At 57.8% G+C, this 22,414-nt stretch carries 27 protein-coding genes, 1 tRNA gene and 2 pseudogenes; 12 read left to right on the forward strand and 18 right to left on the reverse strand.

Translation table 11 applies throughout. The features are described from left to right. Positions 1-12: 12 nt before the first annotated feature. The 3 genes and pseudogenes from LGH82_RS22740 (at position 13) to LGH82_RS22750 (ending at position 994) form a co-directional block, all read left to right on the forward strand. Positions 13-393, forward strand: a complete 381-nt coding sequence (locus LGH82_RS22740; RefSeq protein ID WP_227344901.1) for a fimbrial protein — start codon at positions 13-15, stop codon at positions 391-393. Positions 394-422: 29 nt separating this feature from the next. Further along, positions 423-829, forward strand: a pseudogene (locus LGH82_RS22745) (VOC family protein). Between the two features lie 90 nt (positions 830-919). Beyond that, positions 920-994, forward strand: a tRNA-Glu gene (locus tag LGH82_RS22750). A gap of 190 nt (positions 995-1,184) precedes the next feature. Here LGH82_RS22750 and LGH82_RS22755 read toward each other — a convergent pair. Then, positions 1,185-1,466, reverse strand: a complete 282-nt coding sequence (locus LGH82_RS22755; protein ID WP_227349663.1) for a hypothetical protein — start codon at positions 1,464-1,466, stop codon at positions 1,185-1,187. Between the two features lie 504 nt (positions 1,467-1,970). Here LGH82_RS22755 and LGH82_RS22760 point away from each other — a divergent pair. Beyond that, entirely contained in the window at positions 1,971-2,657 is a 687-nt protein-coding gene (locus tag LGH82_RS22760) for an outer membrane protein (protein ID WP_227344902.1), read from the forward strand. A gap of 331 nt (positions 2,658-2,988) precedes the next feature. Here the strand turns inward: LGH82_RS22760 and LGH82_RS22765 are convergent, their stop codons facing one another. The 7 genes from LGH82_RS22765 to LGH82_RS22795 all read right to left on the reverse strand — a co-directional run bounded on the left by LGH82_RS22765 (position 2,989) and on the right by LGH82_RS22795 (position 8,363). Next, on the reverse strand, positions 2,989-3,651 hold the full coding sequence (locus LGH82_RS22765) for an outer membrane protein (RefSeq protein ID WP_227344903.1): 663 nt from the start codon (positions 3,649-3,651) through the stop codon (positions 2,989-2,991). Between the two features lie 73 nt (positions 3,652-3,724). Beyond that, on the reverse strand, positions 3,725-3,949 hold the full coding sequence (locus tag LGH82_RS22770; protein WP_319799888.1) for a hypothetical protein: 225 nt from the start codon (positions 3,947-3,949) through the stop codon (positions 3,725-3,727). A 1,050-nt stretch (positions 3,950-4,999) separates the two neighbouring features. Further along, positions 5,000-5,206 carry a hypothetical protein gene (locus LGH82_RS22775; protein ID WP_227344904.1) on the reverse strand — a complete coding sequence of 69 codons (207 nt, stop codon included), beginning with the start codon at positions 5,204-5,206 and terminating at the stop codon, positions 5,000-5,002. A 314-nt stretch (positions 5,207-5,520) separates the two neighbouring features. Further along, positions 5,521-5,697 (reverse strand): hypothetical protein, encoded by a 177-nt coding sequence (locus LGH82_RS33710; protein ID WP_413771383.1) that lies wholly within the window; start codon positions 5,695-5,697, stop codon positions 5,521-5,523. A 162-nt stretch (positions 5,698-5,859) separates the two neighbouring features. Continuing rightward, positions 5,860-6,960: a hypothetical protein gene (locus LGH82_RS22785; protein ID WP_227344905.1), complete on the reverse strand. Its 1,101-nt coding sequence runs from the start codon at positions 6,958-6,960 to the stop codon at positions 5,860-5,862. 556 nt (positions 6,961-7,516) lie between these two features. Further along, entirely contained in the window at positions 7,517-7,981 is a 465-nt protein-coding gene (locus tag LGH82_RS22790; protein WP_227344906.1) for a MucR family transcriptional regulator, read from the reverse strand. A 136-nt stretch (positions 7,982-8,117) separates the two neighbouring features. After that, a complete protein-coding gene (locus LGH82_RS22795; RefSeq protein ID WP_227344907.1) occupies positions 8,118-8,363 on the reverse strand; it encodes a helix-turn-helix transcriptional regulator in 246 nt (81 codons plus the stop codon). Between the two features lie 114 nt (positions 8,364-8,477). On the opposite strand from LGH82_RS22795, the gene LGH82_RS22800 reads away from it, so the two are divergent. Beyond that, positions 8,478-8,756: a hypothetical protein gene (locus LGH82_RS22800; protein WP_227344908.1), complete on the forward strand. Its 279-nt coding sequence runs from the start codon at positions 8,478-8,480 to the stop codon at positions 8,754-8,756. Positions 8,757-9,229: 473 nt separating this feature from the next. Here LGH82_RS22800 and LGH82_RS22805 read toward each other — a convergent pair whose 3' ends face one another. After that, positions 9,230-9,508, reverse strand: a complete 279-nt coding sequence (locus LGH82_RS22805; protein ID WP_227344909.1) for a hypothetical protein — start codon at positions 9,506-9,508, stop codon at positions 9,230-9,232. An 11-nt stretch (positions 9,509-9,519) separates the two neighbouring features. Here LGH82_RS22805 and LGH82_RS22810 point away from each other — a divergent pair, with 11 nt between their 5' ends. Beyond that, entirely contained in the window at positions 9,520-9,933 is a 414-nt protein-coding gene (locus LGH82_RS22810) for a hypothetical protein (protein WP_227344910.1), read from the forward strand. Further along, positions 9,930-10,274: a hypothetical protein gene (locus tag LGH82_RS22815; RefSeq protein ID WP_227344911.1), complete on the forward strand. Its 345-nt coding sequence runs from the start codon at positions 9,930-9,932 to the stop codon at positions 10,272-10,274. Before LGH82_RS22810 ends, LGH82_RS22815 begins: the two co-directional genes overlap by 4 nt. Positions 10,275-10,346: 72 nt before the next feature. Here the strand turns inward: LGH82_RS22815 and LGH82_RS22820 are convergent, their stop codons facing one another. Together LGH82_RS22820 and LGH82_RS22825 are read right to left on the reverse strand one after the other, a co-directional pair. Next, positions 10,347-10,598 carry a lipocalin-like domain-containing protein gene (locus tag LGH82_RS22820; RefSeq protein ID WP_227344912.1) on the reverse strand — a complete coding sequence of 84 codons (252 nt, stop codon included), beginning with the start codon at positions 10,596-10,598 and terminating at the stop codon, positions 10,347-10,349. A gap of 20 nt (positions 10,599-10,618) precedes the next feature. Beyond that, on the reverse strand, positions 10,619-10,840 hold the full coding sequence (locus LGH82_RS22825; RefSeq protein ID WP_227344913.1) for a hypothetical protein: 222 nt from the start codon (positions 10,838-10,840) through the stop codon (positions 10,619-10,621). Positions 10,841-11,458: 618 nt separating this feature from the next. Here LGH82_RS22825 and LGH82_RS22830 point away from each other — a divergent pair. Together LGH82_RS22830 and LGH82_RS22835 are read left to right on the forward strand one after the other, a co-directional pair. After that, entirely contained in the window at positions 11,459-12,001 is a 543-nt protein-coding gene (locus LGH82_RS22830; protein ID WP_227344914.1) for a hypothetical protein, read from the forward strand. A 494-nt stretch (positions 12,002-12,495) separates the two neighbouring features. After that, positions 12,496-13,062, forward strand: coding sequence for an NYN domain-containing protein (locus LGH82_RS22835; RefSeq protein WP_227344915.1), 567 nt, complete (start codon positions 12,496-12,498; stop codon positions 13,060-13,062). Positions 13,063-13,064: 2 nt separating this feature from the next. Here the strand turns inward: LGH82_RS22835 and LGH82_RS22840 are convergent. Both LGH82_RS22840 and LGH82_RS22845 read right to left on the reverse strand, forming a co-directional pair. Continuing rightward, positions 13,065-14,418 (reverse strand): annotated as a pseudogene (locus tag LGH82_RS22840) (IS3 family transposase). 344 nt (positions 14,419-14,762) lie between these two features. Beyond that, entirely contained in the window at positions 14,763-15,113 is a 351-nt protein-coding gene (locus tag LGH82_RS22845; protein WP_227344916.1) for a hypothetical protein, read from the reverse strand. 134 nt (positions 15,114-15,247) lie between these two features. Here LGH82_RS22845 and LGH82_RS22850 point away from each other — a divergent pair, with 134 nt between their 5' ends. Then, positions 15,248-16,069, forward strand: a complete 822-nt coding sequence (locus LGH82_RS22850; RefSeq protein ID WP_227343936.1) for an IS5 family transposase — start codon at positions 15,248-15,250, stop codon at positions 16,067-16,069. On the opposite strand, the gene LGH82_RS22855 is transcribed toward LGH82_RS22850, so the two are convergent. Together LGH82_RS22855 and LGH82_RS22860 are read right to left on the reverse strand one after the other, a co-directional pair. Further along, positions 16,036-17,697 carry a hypothetical protein gene (locus LGH82_RS22855; RefSeq protein WP_227344917.1) on the reverse strand — a complete coding sequence of 554 codons (1,662 nt, stop codon included), beginning with the start codon at positions 17,695-17,697 and terminating at the stop codon, positions 16,036-16,038. The genes LGH82_RS22850 and LGH82_RS22855 overlap by 34 nt on opposite strands. Positions 17,698-17,709: 12 nt before the next feature. Further along, positions 17,710-17,946: a hypothetical protein gene (locus LGH82_RS22860; RefSeq protein ID WP_227344918.1), complete on the reverse strand. Its 237-nt coding sequence runs from the start codon at positions 17,944-17,946 to the stop codon at positions 17,710-17,712. A 28-nt stretch (positions 17,947-17,974) separates the two neighbouring features. Here LGH82_RS22860 and LGH82_RS22865 point away from each other — a divergent pair. Next, positions 17,975-18,923, forward strand: a protein-coding gene (locus LGH82_RS22865) for an IS630 family transposase (protein WP_227343924.1) whose coding sequence is annotated in 2 segments (ribosomal slippage) — positions 17,975-18,318 and positions 18,317-18,923 — 951 coding nt in all. Because the reading frame shifts where the segments join, the coding sequence is not laid out codon by codon here. Here the strand turns inward: LGH82_RS22865 and LGH82_RS22870 are convergent. Beyond that, complete coding sequence (locus tag LGH82_RS22870; protein WP_227344919.1) at positions 18,868-19,149, reverse strand: hypothetical protein; 282 nt, start codon at positions 19,147-19,149, stop codon at positions 18,868-18,870. The two genes, LGH82_RS22865 and LGH82_RS22870, sit on opposite strands and share 56 nt — an antisense overlap. A gap of 328 nt (positions 19,150-19,477) precedes the next feature. On the opposite strand from LGH82_RS22870, the gene LGH82_RS22875 reads away from it, so the two are divergent. Further along, entirely contained in the window at positions 19,478-20,614 is a 1,137-nt protein-coding gene (locus LGH82_RS22875; RefSeq protein ID WP_227344920.1) for an ATP-dependent Clp protease proteolytic subunit, read from the forward strand. A 231-nt stretch (positions 20,615-20,845) separates the two neighbouring features. Here LGH82_RS22875 and LGH82_RS22880 read toward each other — a convergent pair whose 3' ends face one another. Together LGH82_RS22880 and LGH82_RS22885 are read right to left on the reverse strand one after the other, a co-directional pair. Continuing rightward, the gene (locus LGH82_RS22880) at positions 20,846-21,784 is read right to left on the reverse strand and encodes a toprim domain-containing protein (RefSeq protein ID WP_227344921.1); all 939 of its coding nucleotides are present in this window, start codon (positions 21,782-21,784) and stop codon (positions 20,846-20,848) included. Then, positions 21,784-22,356: a hypothetical protein gene (locus LGH82_RS22885; RefSeq protein WP_227344922.1), complete on the reverse strand. Its 573-nt coding sequence runs from the start codon at positions 22,354-22,356 to the stop codon at positions 21,784-21,786. The genes LGH82_RS22880 and LGH82_RS22885 overlap by 1 nt, the downstream gene beginning before the upstream one ends. Positions 22,357-22,414 lie beyond the last annotated feature (58 nt).

Raw genomic sequence — 22,414 nt, forward strand, 5'->3', positions numbered from 1 at the left:
CGGAATTTTGCCATGGCCAGGCCACTTGTCGAGGAAGACGAAGAGAAGCCGCTCGACCCCGAGGTCGAAAAGGTGCGGAAGAAACTCGTCCGCTTCATCGTCATCAATCTCGGCATTCTGTTCTTCGCCCTTATGGTGGTGATCGGAGCCCTTGTCTACAAAGCGCGCAACGCACCGCCCGCCGTGCAGCCGGCCGGTGACTTCCAGGCGCCCGCGGGTGAGCCGATCAGCGGCGACATCGTGCTGCCCGTCGGCGCCAAGGTGGTCAGTCAGTCGCTCTCCGGCAATCGCCTGTCCATCGATGCCGAGATTGCCGACGGCAGCCGTGTGATCTTCGTCTACGACATTGCTGAGCGCCGCATCGTCGGCCGCTTCGCAATTCGCAACAAATGATGGCCGCGACAAATGATGGGCCCCAGCGGATGACCGGGTTCGCGGGCAATCGTCGTGTCGCCACGGTCGCTGTAGTCGTCGCTGATTATGACGAGGCGATCGCCTGGTATGTCGACAGGCTGGGATTCTTGCTTGCCGAGGACATCGATCTTGGTGACGGCAAACGCTGGGTGACGATCACGCCGGCAGGCGGGAGCGGCGCAAGGCTATTGCTGGCCGAGGCTTCCGATGACGCGCAGAGAAAAAGCGTCGGCAACCAGACCGGCGGCCGTGTGTTCCTGTTCCTCGAAACCGATGACTTTGCCCGCGACATACGGCGATGCTCGAAAAGGGCGTCGAATTCCGTGAAGCACCACGCCATGAAGCCTATGGCACGGTGGCGGTTTTCGCCGATCTCCATGGAAATCTCTGGGACCTGATCGAGCCGAAACGATAGACTTTCGATCGGCTAGCCGCCGATCCGATAAAGCGTCGGAAGCCCAGTTGCTTTTTCCAATCCGTCAGCCTATATCGCCGGTTCTTGAACGCGCCCATCGTCTAGCGGTCAGGACACCGCCCTCTCACGGCGGGAACAGGGGTTCGATTCCCCTTGGGCGTACCAAGATTTTCAGACACTTAGCGACAGACGGCGAAAAACCGTCAAATAACGGTCAAATAAGCCGTTTGGGGAATGTCGAATCGGGCTTGGTGGCTGTGTCGAACAGTCAAGCTGAGATTGTGCTTCGCCGACTAGGGCAGCAGCCCTCTCCCGCGCGCGCAATTCTCCGGTCCAGCCAGACCGGCGGACGCGTCTATACCTTCGATCGTCGCCATCCGGCCTCTCGCGCTTCAGCCTCAGAACAAAACCACCGTTCCCCGAACTCAGGCCGGATGATAGTTTGCGCATAATATTCCTGGCCGGGCACGTGATAGATGTGCTCGCCGGTCTCAATCGAGATGTTGCCCTTGATGTTGCAGTTTGACTTGGCAATGATCGTCGATGTAGCCGCTGACGCCCCTCGCAGGAGGTCGTCGGCGAAATAGCCTGCTCCGGCAGCAGCAATCAGAAGCGCAGCGGGTATCGTGGCTTTCATCGCCTGAAGATAGCTGCCAACGTTCAATGGCGGGTTTCGCCGGTCGGTAAAATTCGATCATCATCCAAGAAGGATCAACGAACGGCAGGCCTCGTTGCCGATGGTGCATGGCGTCAACTACCCCTCCGCCGCTCGTTGACCCACGCTGGTTGATCCCAGCTACTCCAGATTAGCCCGCTGCCTCACGGTGGCGTGCCTTCTTGTCGGCTTGACTGGAGGATGACGGAGGGCAATCCTAACGGATAGGGCGAACCATGGGGATCTACGTGAAGAAGAGATACAAAAAGCCAACGCTTACGAAACGGGGGCGCCTGTCGGCTGTTACAGCCGCCCAGCCTTTGTCGGGCGATTCGCAGGCCCCCGAGAAAACTTGACGATACGATTCCGTCTCACAGGCCAATTGCCGTTTAAGCCCGCTGCCTCGGTAGCTGGCCTTTTTGCAACCATGTTGCGATATTGTGACAGCCGCATACCTTCGGTTGAGCTACACCGAGGTTGAAATCAATGGCGGCGGGTCTTGAAATGAAAAAGCTTCTTCTCTCTACAGTTCTTGTTTGCGTGTCCGGTTCGTCAGCCTTCGCAGCCGATATGGTCGTGGCCGAAGCCCCGACGGTTTACAATTGGTCTGGGGCATACATCGGCGGAGTCGTCGGTGCCAACTTCCTGCGTGGGAATGTTACGATCCCGGTCTACACCCCATCGGATTATGATGGTGACAGCACGTCAGCCTCGGTTGGCGGTCAGATCGGCTACCAGTACCAATTCGAAAACAACTTTGTTCTCGGCGCTGAAGCACGCCTTGTGGCTGTATTCAATAAGAAGACGGTGGCGACAACCGATACCGAAGATTTTCGAACCGGGGCTAACTGGCAGGGTGATATCGTTGCAAAGGCCGGCTATTCGATGGGCAACGTTCTTCCCTACATCAAGGGCGGCGTAGCTTTCCTGAACCTACACGACACCGGTTATGAAGAGTCGAACGGCCCGTCGGCCCTCTTCAACCGGACCTTTACCGGATGGACTGTCGGCGCCGGTGTCGACTACGCTTTGAACAGCAAGTGGATCGTTGGCGTGGACTATGCCTACGCGCACTTCTCGAGCCACGACTTCTCCGAAGATGGCCCCGTTGGCCCAACCATCGTCAAGCCGAGCACACATACAGTTTCCTTGACACTCAACTATCGTTTCTAAACACGCACCGAGGTCATCATGAAGAAGTACGAAAAGCCGACACTGGTCAAGCGCGAGCGCCTGTCCAAGGTCGTCGCCGCGCCTGTATCGTCAAAGCCGCCTGTCGGCTGATCGGTTAAGGCTGCTACACCAAAGCCCGTCTCGGCTCTCGCCGGGGCGGGCTTTTTGCGTTTCAGGAGCCATTTCAGCGCAAGCAAATAAATCGCGGCTTGCGAGTTCCGTTCATGCGCTTGAATTCGTCGCGGAGGGTGAGGATTTACACACGCAACGGCCTCAAATGAAAAGCGCCAGGGCAAGCCCGGCGCCTGAACTGCAGAAAGCTGACCGCAGCTTAGAACTTCATACCGACTGCGACTTTGAAGTCGTGTATCTGGACGGTGTGGTCCAGAAGGCATGCCCCGGGGCAGTAGCTTAGCTCCTTCTTGCCGAAGAATGAGAAGTCGTACTCGCCGCGCAGGAAGACGTTGTGGGTCAGCGCCACATCGACACCGGCACCAACAATACCGCCGACAAGGGTCGCGTCGGCTTCCGCGTTACCGCCGGGATAGAACGTCTTCATCTGTGCCGCCGTGACGCCGGCCGTCACGAACGGCATATAACGCCCCATGTCCATGCCGACCCGTCCCTTCAAGGCGCCGTAGAGGCCGGTCGAGACGTCCAGCGTGCCGGGACCGGTAACGCCGGTGAAGGTCGATTTCTTGAAGCGATAACCAAGCTCACCTTCAACGCCATAGACGATCTTGCCCGACTGGAAGTTATAGCCAGCGAAGCCGCCAAGGGTCGCCGAGCCGGCATTGTGGGTCGAGTCCGTGGATGCGGGGAAGCCAGGCGCATGGATCTTGTAGTGCTCTAGCGTTCCGGCGCCGATGACACCTGCATAGGGACCCTGCCAGGTCCATTCCGGCGTTTCAACAGGCGCTAGCTGATCGGCAGCCATGACCGGTCCGCAGACAACAGCAAGACTGAAAACAGAAGCGAGCAAAAGCGATTTCATAAGGAGCCCCGTATGCGATTCATCCCAGACCCCATGTATCCCGAAATATCTTCGCCTCGCTGTAGCGAAAAGATCACTGTCGAGTGATTTCGAGCAGTGGCTTGCTGGTGAGCCGGGGGTCCAGATACCGGCCGACCGAGCGTAGATAGGCGACGATCTGGGGTAGCAGGAAATCGCGGTCGCCAAACTCTTCGCCTATGCGTTCGAGATCATCTGCAGCAGCAGCCATCTCCTCGACATCGCCGAGCACATAGCCGTAATGGCCGACAGCACAGATGTCGCAGCCGGTCTCGATCACCTTATTGACGAAGGCGGGGATCTCGATTGACGAAGGCGGGGATCTCGCTCGCTGTCATGAGCCGAGCACAACGTGCCATGGTGCATCTTCCAATCCTAGATTGCAGGGCCGGTTCTATGCACAACTTTCTGACAGAACAAGCTGCAACAACGACAGGCCCCGCAATCGCGACTGGAACCATCTTCGACCGAATATGAAAGATGGCCGGCGCCAGTGGGAGCTGGGTGGCTTTAGGAAGGCGCCGGCCAAGCGGACATCAGGTCCGCCGCGTTGCACGTATGGGCGATTTGTCAGGGCAGAGGATATGGCGTGATCGCGCAAGCCCCCGCGCCAACGTTTGCGGTCGAGCACTCGCAATAGGCCGCCGGAATGTCTTCAGGAGGAGGTGGCCGCCGCTAACCGCGCGGTCTGACTTTCGGCCCCGGCGAGCTTTCCGACGGGTTTGCGGCCAATCTGGCGGATCGCCGATCTCTTAGCCATAGGGATTTCTTTCTTCGTGCCAGTAGGTCATCGCGATCGCCATCATCAGCGGTAACTCTGCTATGCATCGCAGCAATCGCATAGTCGGCCCTGTTCGTTCGATAGTCTCCTTTTTGCACGGACATCGTTTTCTCCCGGTTCGCTGCCTTCCCCGCCTTTTAGCCTGCCGCGATTAACTGCCGGTGCATCGCACGAGTCAACCAATTGGGGATTGCGTGGAACAATACACTCCGCAGTTGCGCCTACATTTCACCGTGATGATGATGCCGGCTTCGCCTTCGCGCAGTTGAGTTGAGGGCGCCCACAAGCGCGTCGCAGCCAGCCGTGTATATCTTTCGGCCGACGGAACGTTCGTGCCCGCCCGGCGTTTTTACCATGATCCCCGCATAGGGATCATAAAGGGCCCTGCCCCTCTTGGCCCTAGTTTGAGTCCGCTGTCTCCCCGGCAGCGGACCCGACGAATTTTGTGATCGCCGGCACACCAACCTTTTTATAGGATGCCATGGGCCATAGCGGCAGAGGAAGGTACGCTCCTACCGTTGGCTGCGGGTGTTGTGCTTAGGGAGGATGCTACTCGGCCGAACCATTGTCAGTGAAAGGCGAGGCGCTCGGCACGCACTGCAGCGACCAGCCGGCCGGCGTCGGCTGCTTCTGATATTCGGCGATGGCTGCGGTGCATTGCTCGCGCTTGTCGAAAGTGCTGGGTAGCACGACCAACCCGTTCCCAGGGCTGGCGATTACCATATACCAGACTAGCGCTGCGCTCGTCGAAGCCATGAGAAATTCCTCGTTCTGCCCATCCATGCGGTTGTCGCCGGGCATCGATCAAACCCTATCAACTTCGACCGGGTGGCAAAAGCATGGCCGGCGTCACATCATCGGAGATCTGAGTTCACGCCGGCCAGACGGATCGACAGGTCCGCCACACTCCAGACATGGCTGAATCGCGCGGGAGAGGTTATGGCGTGATCGTGGAAGTTAGGCGCTTCCGTCCGTTTCGCTGTCCTCGTCGACCACGCGCACGGGCAGATAGGCGTTCGTTTCCAGCCACTCGCGCAGCACGATCTGAATGAGGTCTGACCGGCCGATTTTCATCTCGGCGCGATCGAATTGAGTGCGTCTTCGGTTGCGGGCTCAAGCGCCACTCCTGCGACGTTTCGGAGCATCAGCGCCGCACGCCGAAGGGCAATCTGCAGCTCGGCGCGGGATATGTCGGCGACGCGGACGGCGGCACTTTCGAGCTCTTCCGCGATGGAAAGACGCGTCATCGAACCTCTCACCGATCCTATGAATTCCAAAGCATTGCCTATGGTTCCCAGCATTCGCGCGCGATATTGCGCGGAGAAGACAGCGTATTGATACCTTGATGGATCGGTTTTCACACGTCGGGTATGCCCACCACCCCATGAGGTGGCGGGCTACTGGTCAGATCAATGGGCAGTGTTGCTGCTCTGGCTCAATTGGCTCGCGCATGCGCCGCTTAGGATTCTTACCTCCGCGCTTCTGATTATGCGCGCTGCAAAATCTAAGTGGCTGGTGGCGTCCTGGAACGCACGCATAACCATCCTCCCTTCTTCATTGTCCCACTTTTCGACCTCTAGGCCGATTTCAGCCTTCGTCTTGAACATTGTCTTGTAAGAAAACGTTAGCATCATCTCGAGAACGCGATTTCTTTCCTGCATGTAATCCATAGCCTCCCCGTCGGAACATTCCGGTTGCAATAAAGGTTCAAACTCAAGAGCTGCATAATCTTGGGCTGTCGCACTCTTGGCCTTGGCTCTGACGCGTTTAGGCTCCTTTTTTACGGGTTCGGGCAACACTTTGTTACCCTCCTCCTTGCTGTTGCCGTCGACTGATATGGATTGAGTCGGAGAGTTTGCTTTTGGTTGCCAAGTTTTTTTCGAAGCACGATTCAGCCGCGCAATATCACGCAGCATCACATCGAGAATTTCAGAATCATCGAACTGATTTACGTTGTGAATGCGAACCTTCACCATGAGGTCACCCAGGCTCCTGGCGGGGACACGGTTGGCGCGTCGCGCAATCTGGTCAGCCTTGTCGAGCAAGCGCCTGTAGTGAAGGTCGATCTTGCGCCATTCGGCTTCACCGCCTTCACAGGCCTCGTTGTACGCAGCGCGCCTTGCTGCATTCCGCTCAGAGATGGCTTGTATCTCCGCGATCGCCGGGATGGAGCTATCACTTATGCGGCCAATCGGCACTTCATTGAACCGGGCACGGAGGCTATCCGACCATTCCTCATCAACCGGCCTGGGGGCGAGGGCATCGAGCCTCTTCCTTTCCACCATGTTGCTCACCGGCTCAGTCGCCTTGAGTGCGGCCCACGCCAGATGAAAAGCTTTCTCGAGTTCCTGAAGACGCGGACTGACCGGTCGAGCATCTGCCGGCTCTTCCAAGGCCCTCAGCGACTCGTGAGCTTTCATGTTCGATGCAGCTAGCTTTGCGAAGGTGGCGCTAAAGGCGGCTTCCGATATGGCGGGGCGGCGGCTGATAACTGATGCTTTTGCAGACATGGTAGCTTCTCCTGTTGCATGACGTTCCTGGGGCGCACAGCGCCCTCACGAGCGCGCAGGAAACGCTTCGCAGGCCGAAGACCCAACCACCACTTTGGGCAATGTCGACCCCACAGAATCCTTGCTAACAACGCACGGATCGCTGCCTGTTAGGTGAAGGAAAGGTTGATGGCCCGGTCTCCAGCGCGCCGAGAGTCTGTCGAGAAATCGGCAAACCCCTCAACGCAAAACTGCATCCCCAGATTTGGGGACGGTCTCCTCGAATGTGAGGAGGCTTAGCTTCGGTGCGCAAGGCAGTACTAATGTGGCAGATGCCTTGGTCCGGCAAGCCGGCGCCGCACTCAGTGAGGGGACAGGCGGGCAAGCGCCGGCCAAGCGGGATTTTGGTCCGCCGCGTCTTGAGACGTAGCTGATTCTTGACGTCACGTCAGGTGGCCAGCGCGGTTGCCGGTGAAAGCAATTGCCTGAAAGCTCCGCGCTGGCCGGCGGGGACTGGCGGTCGCCGCCACGAACAATTTAGCGCGAACTAATTAATGGGAAATGGCGCGTTCGCGGACTACCCCTTCGCCTTCCTTTTGACCGGAGCCTTCTTTGACGGAGCCTCCTCGACAGGTGCTGCCTTGCGGCCCAGACCACTGGCCTTTGCCAATGCCGACCGAGTTGCCGCATAGCTTGCCGCGACCATCGGATAGTCGGTGGGCAGGCCCCATTTGGCCCGGTATTCGTCCGGCGTGAGGCCAAAGTCGGTTGCAAGATGCCGTTTCAGCGACTTGAATTTTTTGCCGTCCTCCAGGCAGATGATGTAGTCTGGGAACACCGACTTCTTTGGGTTGACTGCCGGCGCCTTCTGTTCGACCGGCGGAGTCACTGGTCCGCCAAGATTCGAAAGCGACGAGTGGACAGAAGCGATTAAAGCCGGTAATTCCACCACCGGAAGCGAGTTGTTGCTTACGAACGCAGATACAATACCTGCCGCCAGTTCGATAAGTTCGGCGGCCCTGTTGTCGGTTTCGTCGGTCATTCACTGGGTCCTTTTGTCTGATTTGTCCCACCTCTATTTCAGCAACATCTAATGCGCAACCGGGCGTGATCTGCCGTTAACGCAGGAATACGTCTCGCCGACATCAGACAGCTGCCGCGCGGTTCATCGATGTGGATCATTTTGAAATGCCCGGTTTTGCCCGCCTTACGCCGGCACCGCCGCCATTCTCGGGGATGAACACTGCGCCGGCCCCTTCCAGGGCTCTCTTCACGGCCATCACATTGTCGGTTGAACTTCGGCCGGTACCCAAGCCCTCCATGCGCTTAATCGTCTGGGCGGAAAGCCCCGAACTTGCGGCCAAGTCGTCTTGTGTAAGACCGAGCAGGGCTCGCGCGGCTTTGATCTGATCGCTGTCTATCACGGCTCACGGCCCCTCATGTCACTTTTCGTATAATGTATGTATCCTGCAGGTTGACACTCTGCAATACGCACGTTATACCTAGAGTACAACGTAGTTAACCGCAAGGTTCTTGCAATGTTCAACCGCTCGGAAATTATGAAAGCAGCCTGGGCCAAATGGAACGCCCATTTCGCAGCTCGTCCCCATCTGGTGCGCAAGCTCAACCGATCTGACTTCGGCTTCTATCTGGCTCAAGCATGGCGCGAAGCTAAGGCGGCGGTGATGACCGAGGCGGAAAACCGCGCCGATCGCATCGCCGTCCAAATCGATCGTCTGAAATACCAGTCCTCTCGCGTCAACATCGAACCGCGTCGTCGTCAACTCGAAACAGAGCTTGCAGCACTCGCCGGATAGCCGGCCGCCGACCAAACAACCCCTGGAGAAATCAAAATGTCGAACACCCCTGTTCGGGCAGCCGCCGAAGGCTTGCCCAATGTCAACCGCCGCAAGGCGCTCGCCTTCCTGTCCGGTGGCATTGCTGCCTCTGTGACAATACCAGCCCATATCGTTCAAGCGGCCAGCCACTTCGGTTCAAGACGTTCTGTCGGCCTGCCATGCAGCGGACGAGGCGTATGGTCTCTGCGAGGTCCGGGAAGCCGCCATCGCCGAAGCGCTCGGGGACAAGCTGTTTCCTGAATGGAGGACGCCGAGCGGCATCAATTCCAGATGGTCGCATACCCCCATGGTTTTCCGCACCGCCAAAGCCCTCGAAGCCGAACTAGCGCGGAAGCGGGAGCAGGTAGAAAAGTCCGTCGCGGGCGGCATGATGAACCGGTCAGCTTACGACCGGTGGATGGGCCGACATCGAAGCTCAGGGCGCGCAGGGCCTAGCATCGCTCCGAGAGCAGGAAGCCATTATCACAGCCAGCGGGCATCCTGATGCGTATCGACAGACCGACGAAGCCTTCACCCAAGCCAAAGCGGCTTTCCAGGCCGTGATGAATCTTCGGTGCCAAACCATTGAAGAAGTCAGAGCCAAGGCGGCCTGCATCGTCCGCGTCTACCAGCACCTGGGCATGGAAATCGACGGGGATGACCTCGTTGCCTGCATGTCGTCGCTTTGCGAGGAGGCGTGACCATGGGCGAGGTTGTTCAATTTCGCCCAAAGCCGGCCCCGGTGGTTGCCGACGAATTGACGGCAATCACAGCATGGCTCAACCCGCCATCTGACTGGTGGACCGGCCGGATGGAAATCGAGGCGGCATACCACTTCTACATGACCTTCGATTATCGACGGATACTGACCAGCAGAGAGTTCGGCCAGGAAAGCCCGGAGGCCGCCAAGGCGAAGCAGGCCGTCAGAGAAGCGGAACATGTCTGGCGGGTTCAATGTCTGAAACAGGTGTTCATCCCTGCCCAATGCGTCCGTCATCTGCGCTGGAAGCAGGATTGGCTGCGGCGCCATGGCGGTGGCACTCCCGAAACCGCGCTGGCAATCGCCCGCGATGAGGCGGCGCTGGTCGATCGCATCCACCTTGCCAAGCGCCAGCAAGCGGGGCGCAAGGCGAACCGGAAGGCGGTGCTGTTGTGAACGCCCTTGCTCGCATTTCGGACCCGTCCATTCGCCGCTCGATCGAAGATGAGATCGAACGTCTGATTTCTCTGCTGGATCTCTTGGACCCCGACCCGGATCTGGAACCGTACCTAGCAGATGGCGCCGAACATGGCGGCGACGACAGGGAGGGCGACACCAGCGACGATGAAGATTCGCTGGGCTGGACGAGAACCGGCGCGTTCGGCTCGGGCGAGGATTTGGAAGGCAATCTGGCCGACAGCGGTTCCGACCTCGAACAAGATCATGCCGATTACGACCACCCCGGCTTCATTTGGGGAGGCGGGGAAGGCGGTGGCCGAGCGCATGAAGGAGCTTGATGCTCTGAGAGGGTAGGATGGTCACACGACCATAGCTTCCCTTGTGATGGCAAGCACCAGCTAGCTAAGTGGCTAAGGAAGCTCCCGCATATAAGACACCTCGTGAACAACCTCGCGGCCGTCGAACGGATTCTTTGCGGGAGCCGAGGTGTAAGACAGCGTATCTCCGTCAACCGCGCAGAACCGCACCTGATCCGTGCCGCTCCACGCTTCATTCCAGCTCAAATCGACGTGATGAATAATCCGATCTGATTCAACTGTATAGCTGCCAGAATAAGCAAACAAATGGCCCGTCCCAGCTCCCCTGGGACGGGGCTTGCGCACGGAGAGGCGGACTGGATCAATTATTTGCAATCGCCCAGAAGTTTCAGGGCTTTGTCGGCATCGCCCTTGGTGGCGTAGGTTTTTTTGCCCGCATCCATCAACTTCGTGCCGTCCGGCTTTTTCGTCACGACTTCACACTTCTTCGTGGTCGCATCCTTTGCCACCCAATATTCCGTGGCAGCGAAAGCGGGCATACTGCAAACGGCTACGAGTGCAGTGGCAATGGCTACTTTCCGAAACATGTTCATTCCTCCATTCAGCGAACTTGTCCCTACAGTTCCAAATTCGTGAACGACTTTGGCGCCAGCGTGGCGGTATGCTTACAAAACCGTATAGAACGGCACTGAGCCTGAGCGAAGTTAGGCGCGGTGACCAATCGCGAACGCGCGTGGGCTGGTCATTCCCGCTGCGAAAGCTGATGAGCGCCCGGCGCCAATGGCCAAACAAACGGCCATGCTGGTCGATCTCGTGAATCAGACAAATTGCCAGACGCTGGCCGCGCCCTCATCGCCTCGATCGTCGGCGCCGCGATTGCCGGTCTGTGGATATGGATCAGCGCGAGGGCTGGGGGATGATGGAACGTCCATGTCGCGTCCATGTCGCGTGGACCTGCCGATAGTCGCAGGAAGCACGCCAGAATCAATAGTGGCAACCTAGGCGGCCGGTTTGTGGGAGCCACTTCCTGACAGCACGATATAACCAATCCCTCTGGCCCAAGTCGCGATGTCGGCGCCAGGGGCGCAGTCCGCCTAGGCAACCAAGCCGGTCGCACGATCAAGAGGGCGCCCACACTTTCCGTCCGTCAGCAGCTATTCAGAATCTCTTATCCTGGGGTAGGGTGAAGCCGGGAGGGCTTTCTTATGCTGGATCGCGGGATTGGGATACTTGGGCTCGCATTAGCGATCATTTTTGGCGCCTTGAGCCTTGCACCAGAATGGTTGCCCAAAACACCACTCTGGATCGCACCAACTGGCCTGGGCGTTGGTGTCTTCCTGATTGGATTAGCAATCGGCTTAGTTATAGGCCAGCAACGCACGCCAATTGATTTGAGCGAGCCGCAGATCATTGAGACAAATCTGTTTCTTCAGTTTTCGGATTCTAGCTCGATTCCCGTTGAAAAAAATCCGAGGAATATTCGTCATTGGTACGCACTCTATACTGAGAGCATTCATGTGGACACCCGAGATGAGGACGGGAAATCATTTGGCGGCTTTTCCATACCGCCGCGATGGGCCGTGTTTATGATGTTTGAAAAACCCCCTGTTTTTCGACAGATGATCGCCATCTGTTGTGGTCCCAATAACCCTACCTGCAGTGTGTCGACCTCCAACGCCACTTTTGCCGTAATTTCGATCGCTGGCGACGTAACCGGAGCTACTCTCGATGTTTCGATAATCCGGTGATCCTAGCGGGAATTTAGGAGTGCGAGATAAAATGCGAACACCAGCAGCGCTGATTGCCGTTCTACTTCTCGCTTCTTGTGGAGAAAATTCGACGACGGTCATCGTGGCAGATTGCCTACTGGGATTTTCCCAACGCCCGATCTGCGGTGAAAACACGGAATATGGTGTTGATACCTTCTCGGTTAACCCGGCAGGCAATACGGTGCTGCGAGAATGGCAAACAGTCAGTGGCCCAAATATTGGACAGAAAGGAAAGTCGTTTTTGCCCGGATGCTCAGTTCTGGATTCGAGGAACTGGGAGTGCGAAAATGCTGACAGTACGAGTCGCGATCGGTGAGCCATGGATGATGGAATTTATTCAGAAGTGTTTATGGGAACTTCCATATCCCAAAGTTCGTCGCCGTTCGCCTATGCGCTATATGAAATAGGCCTCCAGACTGCTGCGGATGGTTTCAAGCCATGAGCTTCGTCGCAGAGCCGCATGGAGGGCAACAGTGAAACATTACCTGTTTGTTGATGGCGCCTCCCTCTTAGGGCGGCTGAAAAATATCGCGGCGAAGTTCTTTGGGGGTGCCGAATTTGAGATCGACTTTGCAAAGCTGGTCGGGTCACATACCAAAATGTTTTTCTATGACGCAGTGCCGGTTCAGAAGGACGATCAGAATGACGCCGAATATGCGGCCCTGATTGCCCCCAAACTTGCGGTTCTAGAGAAGGCTCGTTCGGTTGATCGCATCCACGTATTTGAAGGTGATGCACGGAAAAGGAAGAAAGCGGGCCATGAACAAAAGATGGTCGACGTTGCCATAGCAGTCGACATGCTCACTCACGCCTTTCGCAAGAATATGGACGAAACCACTTTGCTGACCGGTGACGTTGATTTTGTCCCGCTCGTCAACGCCCTGGTGCAGCATGGAATGATGATGACCCTGTGGTATCCACCCGATGAGACAAGTCAAAAGCTTGTCGATGCAGCCGACATCCGGCGGTGTCCGTCGTCAGATCATTTGGCTCAGATTGGATCGCAGATTAGCGGAGTGTCGGCCTCATCTTGGGGTTGATGTTAAGCGGCGATCTTGCGGTGCTGCAAGCGCCGATGTTGGATGGTTTGGCGTTTGATCCTTTCTCGCTGTTTGATAATGGCTGCGGCCCTGCCGAAGTAGGCGTCGGCTGGCGTTACGTTGGCCAGGCTCTCGTGGTAGCGTCGATGGTTGTAATGTTCGACGAAGGCTGCGATCTGGGCCTCAAGGTCGCCGGGCAGAAAGTAGTTCTCCAAGAGGATTCGGTTTTTGAGGGTCTGGTGCCAGCGCTCGATCTTGCCTTGGGTCTGGGGATGCATTGGAGCGCCCCGGACATGGCTCATGCGTTGGTCCTGGATATAGTCCGCCAGTTCGCCGGCGATGTAGCTGGGGCCATTATCGCTGAGCAGCCGAGGCTTGTGGTGCACATGGGCCTGGTCGCACCCTGAGGCAGTAAGTGCCATGTCCAGCGTGTCGGTGACGTCCTCGGCCCGCATGGTGCTGCACAGTTTCCAGGCGATGATGTAGCGGGAGTAATCGTCGAGCACGGTCGACAGGTACATCCAGCCCCAGCCGATGATCTTGAAGTAGGTGAAGTCCGTCTGCCACATCTCGTTGGGTCGCGTCGTCTTGGTGTGGAACTCGTTCGCCGCCTTGATCACCACATAGGCCGGGCTGGTGATCAGATCGTAGGCCTTGAGGAGCCGGTAAACGCTGGCTTCTGACACGAAGTAGCGCGTCTCGTCGGTGAACCGTACTGCCAGTTCGCGCGGGGAGAGCTCGGACTGCTCCAGCGCCAGTTCGATGATCTGGTCATGGATGGCAGGCGGGATGCGGTTCCACACCCGGCTCGGCGCCGAGGGCCGATCCTGCAGCGCCTCAGGCCCGCCCTCGACATAACGGTCATACCAGCGATAGAAGGTCCGGCGCGGGATGCCCAGTCGGTCCAGCGTTTTGCGGGTTGGCAGGTGTGACTGCTCGACGATCCTGATGATCTCGAGAGCTTTTCGGATGCGGGATATCTCATTCTTGCTCGTCCCCATCCGCGATCATGCTTTTTTTGAGCAGACGGTTTTCCAGTGTCAGATCAGCGACGCATTCCTTCAGCGCGCCGGCCTCCCGGCGCAAATCCTTGACCTCGTCGCTGGTGGCAGCACGAGCGGTATCACCCGCCAATCGGCGCTTGCCGGCCTCCATGAACTCCTTGGACCAGGTGTAATACAGGCTCTGCGCGATCCCTTCCTTGCGGCACAGCTCGGCGATGCTGTCTTCGCCGCGCAGCCCGTCCAGCACGATCCGGATCTTGTCTTCCGCTGAAAAATGCCGCCGGGTCGCCCGGCGAATGTCCTTTACCACCTGCTCGGCAGGCTTCTTGGCACTTGAGGATTTAGGGCTCATCTTGGTTCCTTCGTCGTGACGACGAGATCAAAACCCTCCTTAATTCACAACCTCAAATCTGGGACACAGGTGCTGACGGGGAACAGTCCATGGGCCATTCCCGGCCCCGCCAGGAGGCGAAGCCGGCGCAAACGGGTCATCATCGACCGGGACGAGTTGGGCCATCTTAAAATTCCCCAACCCTGCGGGACTCGAGGAGGCTGCTGGCCTGTCGAAGCATCTCGCTCAACGATTGATTGCGCTGGAGGGCAACTGCCATCAACTGGCGCTTTTCATCGCTTGAGACTCGGATCCTGATCTGGTCTGTCATTCCCGCGTTGAAACGCATCTGTAGGGCACTCCCTTTAGGGTGCGAGGATCGTAGCCGGATCGAGACCGAGCGCCTTGACGAACGAAATGGCGTCAGGGTCCGTGCAGTTGACGAACGGCTTATCGGGTGCGAACCATTTGGCGAAGAAGACGGGGTTGGCTGTCAGCATGGTGTAGGCGGAAGCCATCTGCCCGGCAGTAAGCCGGCCCATCACAGTAGATTTAAGGACGGTCGCCGTGGCCGTTGTAGGCGGTGCGTAGCCGGGGAATACGCCTGCCAGTTCGGCGTCAGTGGCATAGTCCGCAAAGAGGACTTCGCCGGTCTGAGCAACGTAGTCGGGATCGACCGCGCGCATCGACATGCCGCCATTCGAGTAAGCAAACATCAGAGATTGTCCTCGTATCCGGAAGCAAGTATAATTACCTCCGCGCCACCGTTAGTGTCTGACCCAAAAAGAAGTTGGGTGATATCAATGACTTGTGATTCAATCGGAGTTGCGAAGCCTCGACGGAGCATCACATGTGGACTGATATCACCCGCGCCAAGCATGCCCGAAAGGGACTACGTTATTCAAGCGATTTGACGGACGCGGAATGGATGGTTCTGGAACCGCTGCTTCCGCCTCGCTCGGCGCTTGGCCGCCCGCCGAAATGGTCGCAGCGGTCTATCATGGAGGGCGTGTTTTATGTGCTGCGTAGCGGTCTGCCTTGGCGAATGCTGCCCAGGGACTTGCCGCCGGTATCGACGGTGCAGCGCTATTTCTACGCTTGGCGCGACAGCGGCCTTTGGAACACGATCAACCACCTGCTGCTGATGGCCGTGCGTGTCGCCGCAGGTCGGGAGGCGTCGCCCAGCGCCGGCGTAATCGACAGCCAAAGCGTGAAAACCACTGAAAGCGGCGGGCTTTGTGGCTACGATGCGGGCAAGAAGATCAAAGGCCGAAAGCGCCATATCCTGACCGACACCTTGGGCCTGCTGGTCGGCGCGATCGTCCATACCGCTGACATCCAGGACCGAGACGGCGCCCCCGAGGTTCTGGCTTCTATTCGGGAAAGCTTTCCCTGGCTGCGCCACGTCTTCGCCGATGGCGGCTACGCCGGTGAAAAACTCCAGACCGCGCTCAGGGGAAAAGGTGGCTGGACCCTCGAAATCATCAAGCGATCCGACGCCGCAAAAGGCTTCGTCCTGCTCCCGCGCCGGTGGGTGGTGGAACGAACCTTCGCCTGGTTCGGCCGCAACCGACGCCTGTCCAAGGACTTCGAGCAGACCATCGAAAGCTCCACGGCTTGGCTGCTCCTCGCATCCGTTCAACTCATGACACGGCGCATCGCAAATCCATGATATCCATCAGAAATATTATGAGTCAGACTCTTAGAAGCCCAATAGATATTAGAGGACTCCAAAACGAAACTAAATTGGAAGTTTACAGACCCATAAGCATTAGCCCAATTTTCCCGAATTGGAGGAGGATTGGCCGTACTGCTAGCGGCTCCGTAGGAATTATTTGGAGCTATAATGGCCCCCGTACCATCGGCAAAACTTCCGATCAAATAGGCGTAAATCACAGAAGCTGTTGGTGGGACAAAACTACTTACTGACACTGCGGCCCAGGTCGGCGTGGAAGTGTTTCCAGCAGACCCGCTCGCCATCGGGGGGAGACCGGTCGGATTGGTCCCGATGACAATCTGTGCCCGGCGGTCGTATTGAATCTTGAAACGAAGCTTTGAACCGGCGTCGTAGTAGCTTGCGCCGCAGCGAGCCTTGAAGGTGTAGCCGGAAGGCATCGTAGGCGCGGTCGAACTGAGCGAGATCAGACCCGCCAACGTCATGGAGAACGGGTTGAAAATCGTGTACTCGAAATACCAATTGCTAGCCGTGATCGTACCGGTATCGAGACCATTCGCGCCAGCCGTGCCCGTGGCATAGGAGACGTTGACCGAGGTCGCTCGATAGGTCGCTCCGGTCGAATCCTCCAGAATTAGCTCGTCGGCGGTGATGGTGCTTGCCGTGATCGAGGTCGTGACGATCTTCAAATTCTTCCGGGTGGCTGCCGGCGGCGAGGCGGAATACGCCTGCCCTATCTGCCACCCGCCTGAGATCCCATCATACTGCACCCACGTCGACTGATCCGCGAGGATGACCGTCGGGATAGGACTTAGAAACTGATTGACGCCATTCGCCCCACCATTCTGCCCAATGATCAACGGCGCGGTGCCGATGTTCGTGATGATCAAGAGCGTCCCGGCCGGCTGTGCAACCAAGCCTCTCAGCACGCTACCAGCGGCATTCGGGGTCAATCGTAGCGTCGAAGCTGTGGCAAGTCCGGCTGGCGCGTAGTTGTCCGTATTCCCCGAAGGTAGTGCGGCCGGGGAAATGACGCCGGTTAGCGCAATCGTGAGCGGGGTGAGGATGTTGCCGCTCAACCCGCCAAGGATGAATTGTGTTCCATCATAGGTGACGGTTGTGCGCTGGTTGATGGCGAATTCACCACCGGCAAGAGCGACCAATCCCGCAGGCGAACGCTTCAGGATATTCTTGGCCGCAAACGCGCCCACAGTAAGCGTCGTTGCGGCTGTCGGCGTGAAACCAGGGTTGTAATCGATTTCGTTGCCAGCCGTCAGAGTGAAGGTGTTCGGCGTGGTCGTGGCGAGAACCTGGGCATTTGCGCTACCGGTCGAGGTGCCGCCGACAAAGCGAGTGACCGCCGAGACCGGAGCTGTGGTCGTATCGACGTAATTCTTCGTCGCGCCATCCGTCGAAATCGTCGGATCGGCCATGCCAGTGACTTTGTTGCCACCCATCGGAAGGTTGGCGGCCATAGCCTTGACGCCAGTCGTTGGGAGGCTGTTCGTCAGTTCGTTGTAGACATCAGCGGTCAACGAATTATACGGGCCGCTGCCGATCGTCGTATTCGGAACGGCCGCAGTTCCTGCTGGCTGGGTGGCGATGCCTGAACTATTGCGTGGCACAGCTTGCCCCCCTTACCAGGTAATCGAGCTGAGATGGTCGAGCGTGGTCGCTGCCTCCGCCTTGGCGGTAAGATTGCCGATTTTGCTCAATACGGCCGAGGCTTCGACACGACACTGCTCGGTCAGAGCCAATATCCGCGCGACGGCGTTGCGATCAGACGTCCAGGTCCAATTTTCTGCACCTAGAGCAAAATCCGAGCGGATAGAATCGATAGGGGTTTCGTTGGGATTGGAAATCTGATTCAGCATATCTGCTGGATTCGGAGGCCGGCATGGCATGGCGAAATCCTTATCGGAAGATTTGCGGGCTCGGGTGGTCGCAGCGGTTGATGGCGGCCTGTCGCGACGGGCGGCAGCGGCGCGATTTGGCGTGGCGGCGGCAAGCTCGGTGCGTTGGGTCCGGGAATGGCGCGAGACCGGAGCCACCTGCGCAAAGCCGCAGGGCGGCGACAGGCGGTCCCACCGCGTTGAAGCGTATCGCGACATCATCCTGGCGGCGATCGAGAGGCGGGTGGACATCACGCTGGTCGAACTCGCCGAGTTGCTGCGACAGGAGCATGGCGCGTCGTTTGCGACGAGCACGATCTGGCGGTTTCTCGATCGTCACTCCATGACCTTCAAAAAAAACGGCGCACGCCAGCGAGCAGGAGCGGCCAGACGTGGCGGCGCGACGAAACGCCTGGTTCGACGCCCAGCCCGATCTTGATCCCGAGCATCTGGTCTTCATCGACGAGACCGGAGCCTCGACAAAGATGGCTCGACTGCGGGGGCGCACGAAGCGCGGGATGCGGTGCCGATCGCCAATCCCGCATGGCCATTGGAAGACGACGACGTTCACCGGCGCCCTGCGCCTCACTGGCATGACCGCGCCAATGGTCCTGGACGGCCCGATGACTGGCGAATGGTTTGTCGCCTATGTCGAGCAGGTTCTCGTGCCGACGCTGCGGCCCGACGATGTCGTGATCCTCGACAACCTGCCGGCGCACAAAAGCGCAGCCGCCCGTGTGGCGATCGAAGCAACCGGCGCAAGGATGATGTTCCTCCCGCCCTATTCCCCCGACTTCAACCCGATCGAGAACGCCTTTTCCAAGCTGAAATCGATTCTACGCAAAGCCGCCGCACGAACCGTCGCGGAATTGTGGGATACCATCAGCGCCGCACTGCCTTGCTTCACACCAACCGAGTGCGCCAACTACTTCGCCGCAACAGGATATGAGCCGGAATGATCAGATTCTGCTCTAGCGTCGCCACCGCGACTTTCACGGGTTGCTCAATACGAGCTATTTCCGCAGCGCAGGCATGTTGCAGGCTGCATATCTTGAGCCCTCTGGCATAGTGCAGAACAAGCTCTTCGCCCTGCGTGAAAGAGGCGCGGAATTCATCGTCAGTTGGGAATTCGGCAAAAAGCCGCTCGTCGTCCAGTGGCGCATAATCACCGTCCACGGCGCGCATCGCGTAGCCATCCGTCGAGAAACAATACACAGCCCGGCTCCGCTGATCTTGAAGCGGCCAAATCAGCCGCTAATCTGTGACAACAGACTAGGCGAAAAAAGCTTGGAGCGCAAATTTAGCCAATTATTTCAATGGCTTGTCCTACGTGTCCCCGGGTGTCCCGGTGTATCCCGGGGTGTCCATTTCGGCCGGCAGCCTTGTGCGATCGGCGAATAAACGCAAAAATATTCCTAAAATGTCACGGAATTAAAAGTGATTTTCTAAGCTCGGAAGCCGAGGAATTGGCATCGACCGCCATTCCGCGCCGGAACCCAAATGAACCCAGCTATTGCTGGCGTTCCGCATCATCGGCAATGTGGCGCATCATCGGCAGACTATGATTCGAGCAGCAGGGGACGAAATGTCGAGGGGATCTGAGGGAGATCGATGCAGCGCGAGCGTCTCAGCTTTTGTGTTGGCGCTTTCGCTAGCCTTACCGTCCACGCCCGGAGCGGCAGCAAATTTCGACGTAGCAAAAGACACACACGGCCAGCAACTTGAAGAGCTCTATGTGAAGCTATCCGGCGAGGTCACAACTGGCGATCTGTCGAAGCTCAAAAATATTCTTGCGGGGTTCGACACTGAGGGCCGCAATGAATACGACGGAAGGGTGCAGCTTTATCTAGATAGCCCGGGTGGGAGCTATTCCGAGGGCCTTGCCGTAGCCGATTATGTACGAAAAGAAGGTATCTCCACGCGGGTCACAAGCGACGCGGTGTGCCTATCTGCGTGCGCGATTATCTTTATGCATGGTGTGGCAAGGGACCCCGACGAGACAGCATACCTCGACCGGAAAATCGAGATTGGCGCAAGAGTTGGGTTTCACGCGCCCTACCTGATCCTTCCTCCTGAACTGCAACTTACAGGCGACGAAGCAAGGCTCGCGATAGCTTACGCATACAGCGACGCTCTGTCGGCTTTCTCAAAACTTTTGGAAAGCGGTGACAAGGTTCTCGATTCCGAACTGCTGATCAAAATGCTTCGAACGCCTCCAAATCAGATGACTTATGTCGAAACCTATGGCGACCTCCTGAAGTGGAAAATCGGGCTGAGCGATGCCCCAAAAATTACGTCGCTGAAATATGAACAGATAGTCTTGGCTTGTGAAAACGCCTGGGCTCAAGAACAAGGCCAAAGGGGCACGAGCTCCCTAACTGATATCCGCACGAATAAGTACCGCACTAATCCAAAATTATACAAACGCCTCCGTGGCGGTGGAGAATGGTATCAGTTTGTGACCGAAGATTATTCGGGAGCTACGTGCAACTTAAAAATAACGCAAGATGTAGGACAATTGGACGTTAGATTGCTTGGATTTTCATATGGTGAGGAAAACTTGCCCCTAGATTCAACCCCAGGACAGGTTCTGACATACGAATACATTAACGAGCCCGCAGAGAAGATTGCTATAGCGAAAAACAATTGAGGCTGAAGAACAGAAGAGTTCATCGTGATCTGTTCAGATAGCGATCTAGTGCCTCAGCGTCTCCAGCGCTAACGATGGCTAATCCAAGCGGATCAACCCTCCATGGTGCCTTGGCGTGAAGTTGCTTTCCGATCCCATAACGCTTGCACGACCTGGCAACAGTGTCGGGAGAGACCCCGGCGATGCCAGCGGCCTGCTGCAGGGTGATCGGCGCTTGCTTGTCTGGTCTTGTCACGCCGCTCTCCGCGAATTGAGCAGGACATCATTCCAGTCGTCTCCGACAGTCGGCGGGATCTGAACGCCGGCCATGAGGCCGGCACAGGCCAGCCGATGGGCGAGTGCATAGGCGGCTGCCTGGCCGCCGAACTTAGGGTCATTGTCCCCGTAGACCACAATTTCGGTCACACCAGCCGGCGCCAACCATTTCTCAAGCCCGGTCGAGTTGACCGCTGACCAGCACGGGACGCCGAACAGCGCACTCGCGGCGAGCGCGGTTTCAATTCCCTCGGCAATACCGAGCTTGTGGCCGTGAGGCGCAAGGCGGATCGCTGCGCCGGCAGGAATGCCACCGGGCATCATCTTGCGCACCTCGTCGACATCAGCCTTGCGGCCGTCTGTTGTGAGGTAGGTTCGATGGACGTTCACGGCTGTGCCGTTGATGTCGATCAGCGCAGCGAGCATTGCCGGGTGCCTCTCGCGTCTGCCGTCCTCGTCGCGATAGGCTATGGACGAGGCAAACCGCAGCGTCAGCGGATAGAAGTCGAGCCCGAGGCCGCGCCCGCGCAGATATCGGTCGACAGGATCGCCACGCGTGATCTTACTGGCGTTGTCCCAGAGGCGGGCAAGCGTTGCCTCCCGCTCTTCCGGGCTCGTTTCCTTTTTTTTCGTTGCGACAGGTGCCGCGCCGATCACTCCTTCGATCTCGGCGGCAGCTTCCTTGAAGTCGAGGCCTTTCATCCTCATGACGAACTGGACGCCATCACCCGCACCGCAGCCCGAGCAGAAGAACGTGCCGTTCCCGCCCTTGTCGTCGAAGCGGAAACGATCCTTGCCGCCGCATCCAGGCTGAGGGCAGGGACAATGCTTGCCAGTCAATGCAGCAGTAGGAACACCGAGCGCTGACAGGATGCCGTGCCAACGACCACGAGCGCGGTCTCTGATCTTTTCCATCAGGCCGCCCCCTTCCTGAAGGAAACTTGTCCAATGGTTGACAATGCCTGCTGGTGCTTACCTTCAGAGGTTTTCGCCTCTTGGACAGGAACGGATTTCTCCTGCTCCTGCTCCTGCTCCTGCTCCTGATAAGGCATAGCCTTCCCGAAGGTATCCCGAAAGGCTTTGCCAAAGGCTTCCGACATGCCTTTCGCATAGTCTTTAGCGCCTTGAATAACCTCAGCTTTTAGGGCGCACTCTGGCAGCAGATCGAGGGCGCCATTCCACGCTTTGACGACATTCGGGGACTCTGGCGGGTTGTACTTGATGAAGTTGGGAAGGGCGATCAGGTGAACCCTTTCGTCATGCTTTGCCATACCCTTCCCGCATATCTTCGCGAAGGCTTCCCGGAAGGCTTCCGCCGACCAGCCAAGCTCCTCGGCAAGACCTGATGGCGTCGCGCGCATTGCACCCAATGCCGTCATGTTGGGATGGGTCAGAAGCATGAAAAACGCCAACTTACCCCGATCGTCGAGCGACGTGAATTTGGCGTCGTTCCAGATCCGCGTGTCGACCTTGCGATATCGGCTCATTTTCGGCCCTCTCCGCGTATGGCTTCGGCGCGACGGATCACGTCGACCGCGTCGATGG

This window comes from Mesorhizobium sp. PAMC28654, from assembly GCF_020616515.1.
GTDB lineage: Bacteria > Pseudomonadota > Alphaproteobacteria > Rhizobiales > Rhizobiaceae > Mesorhizobium.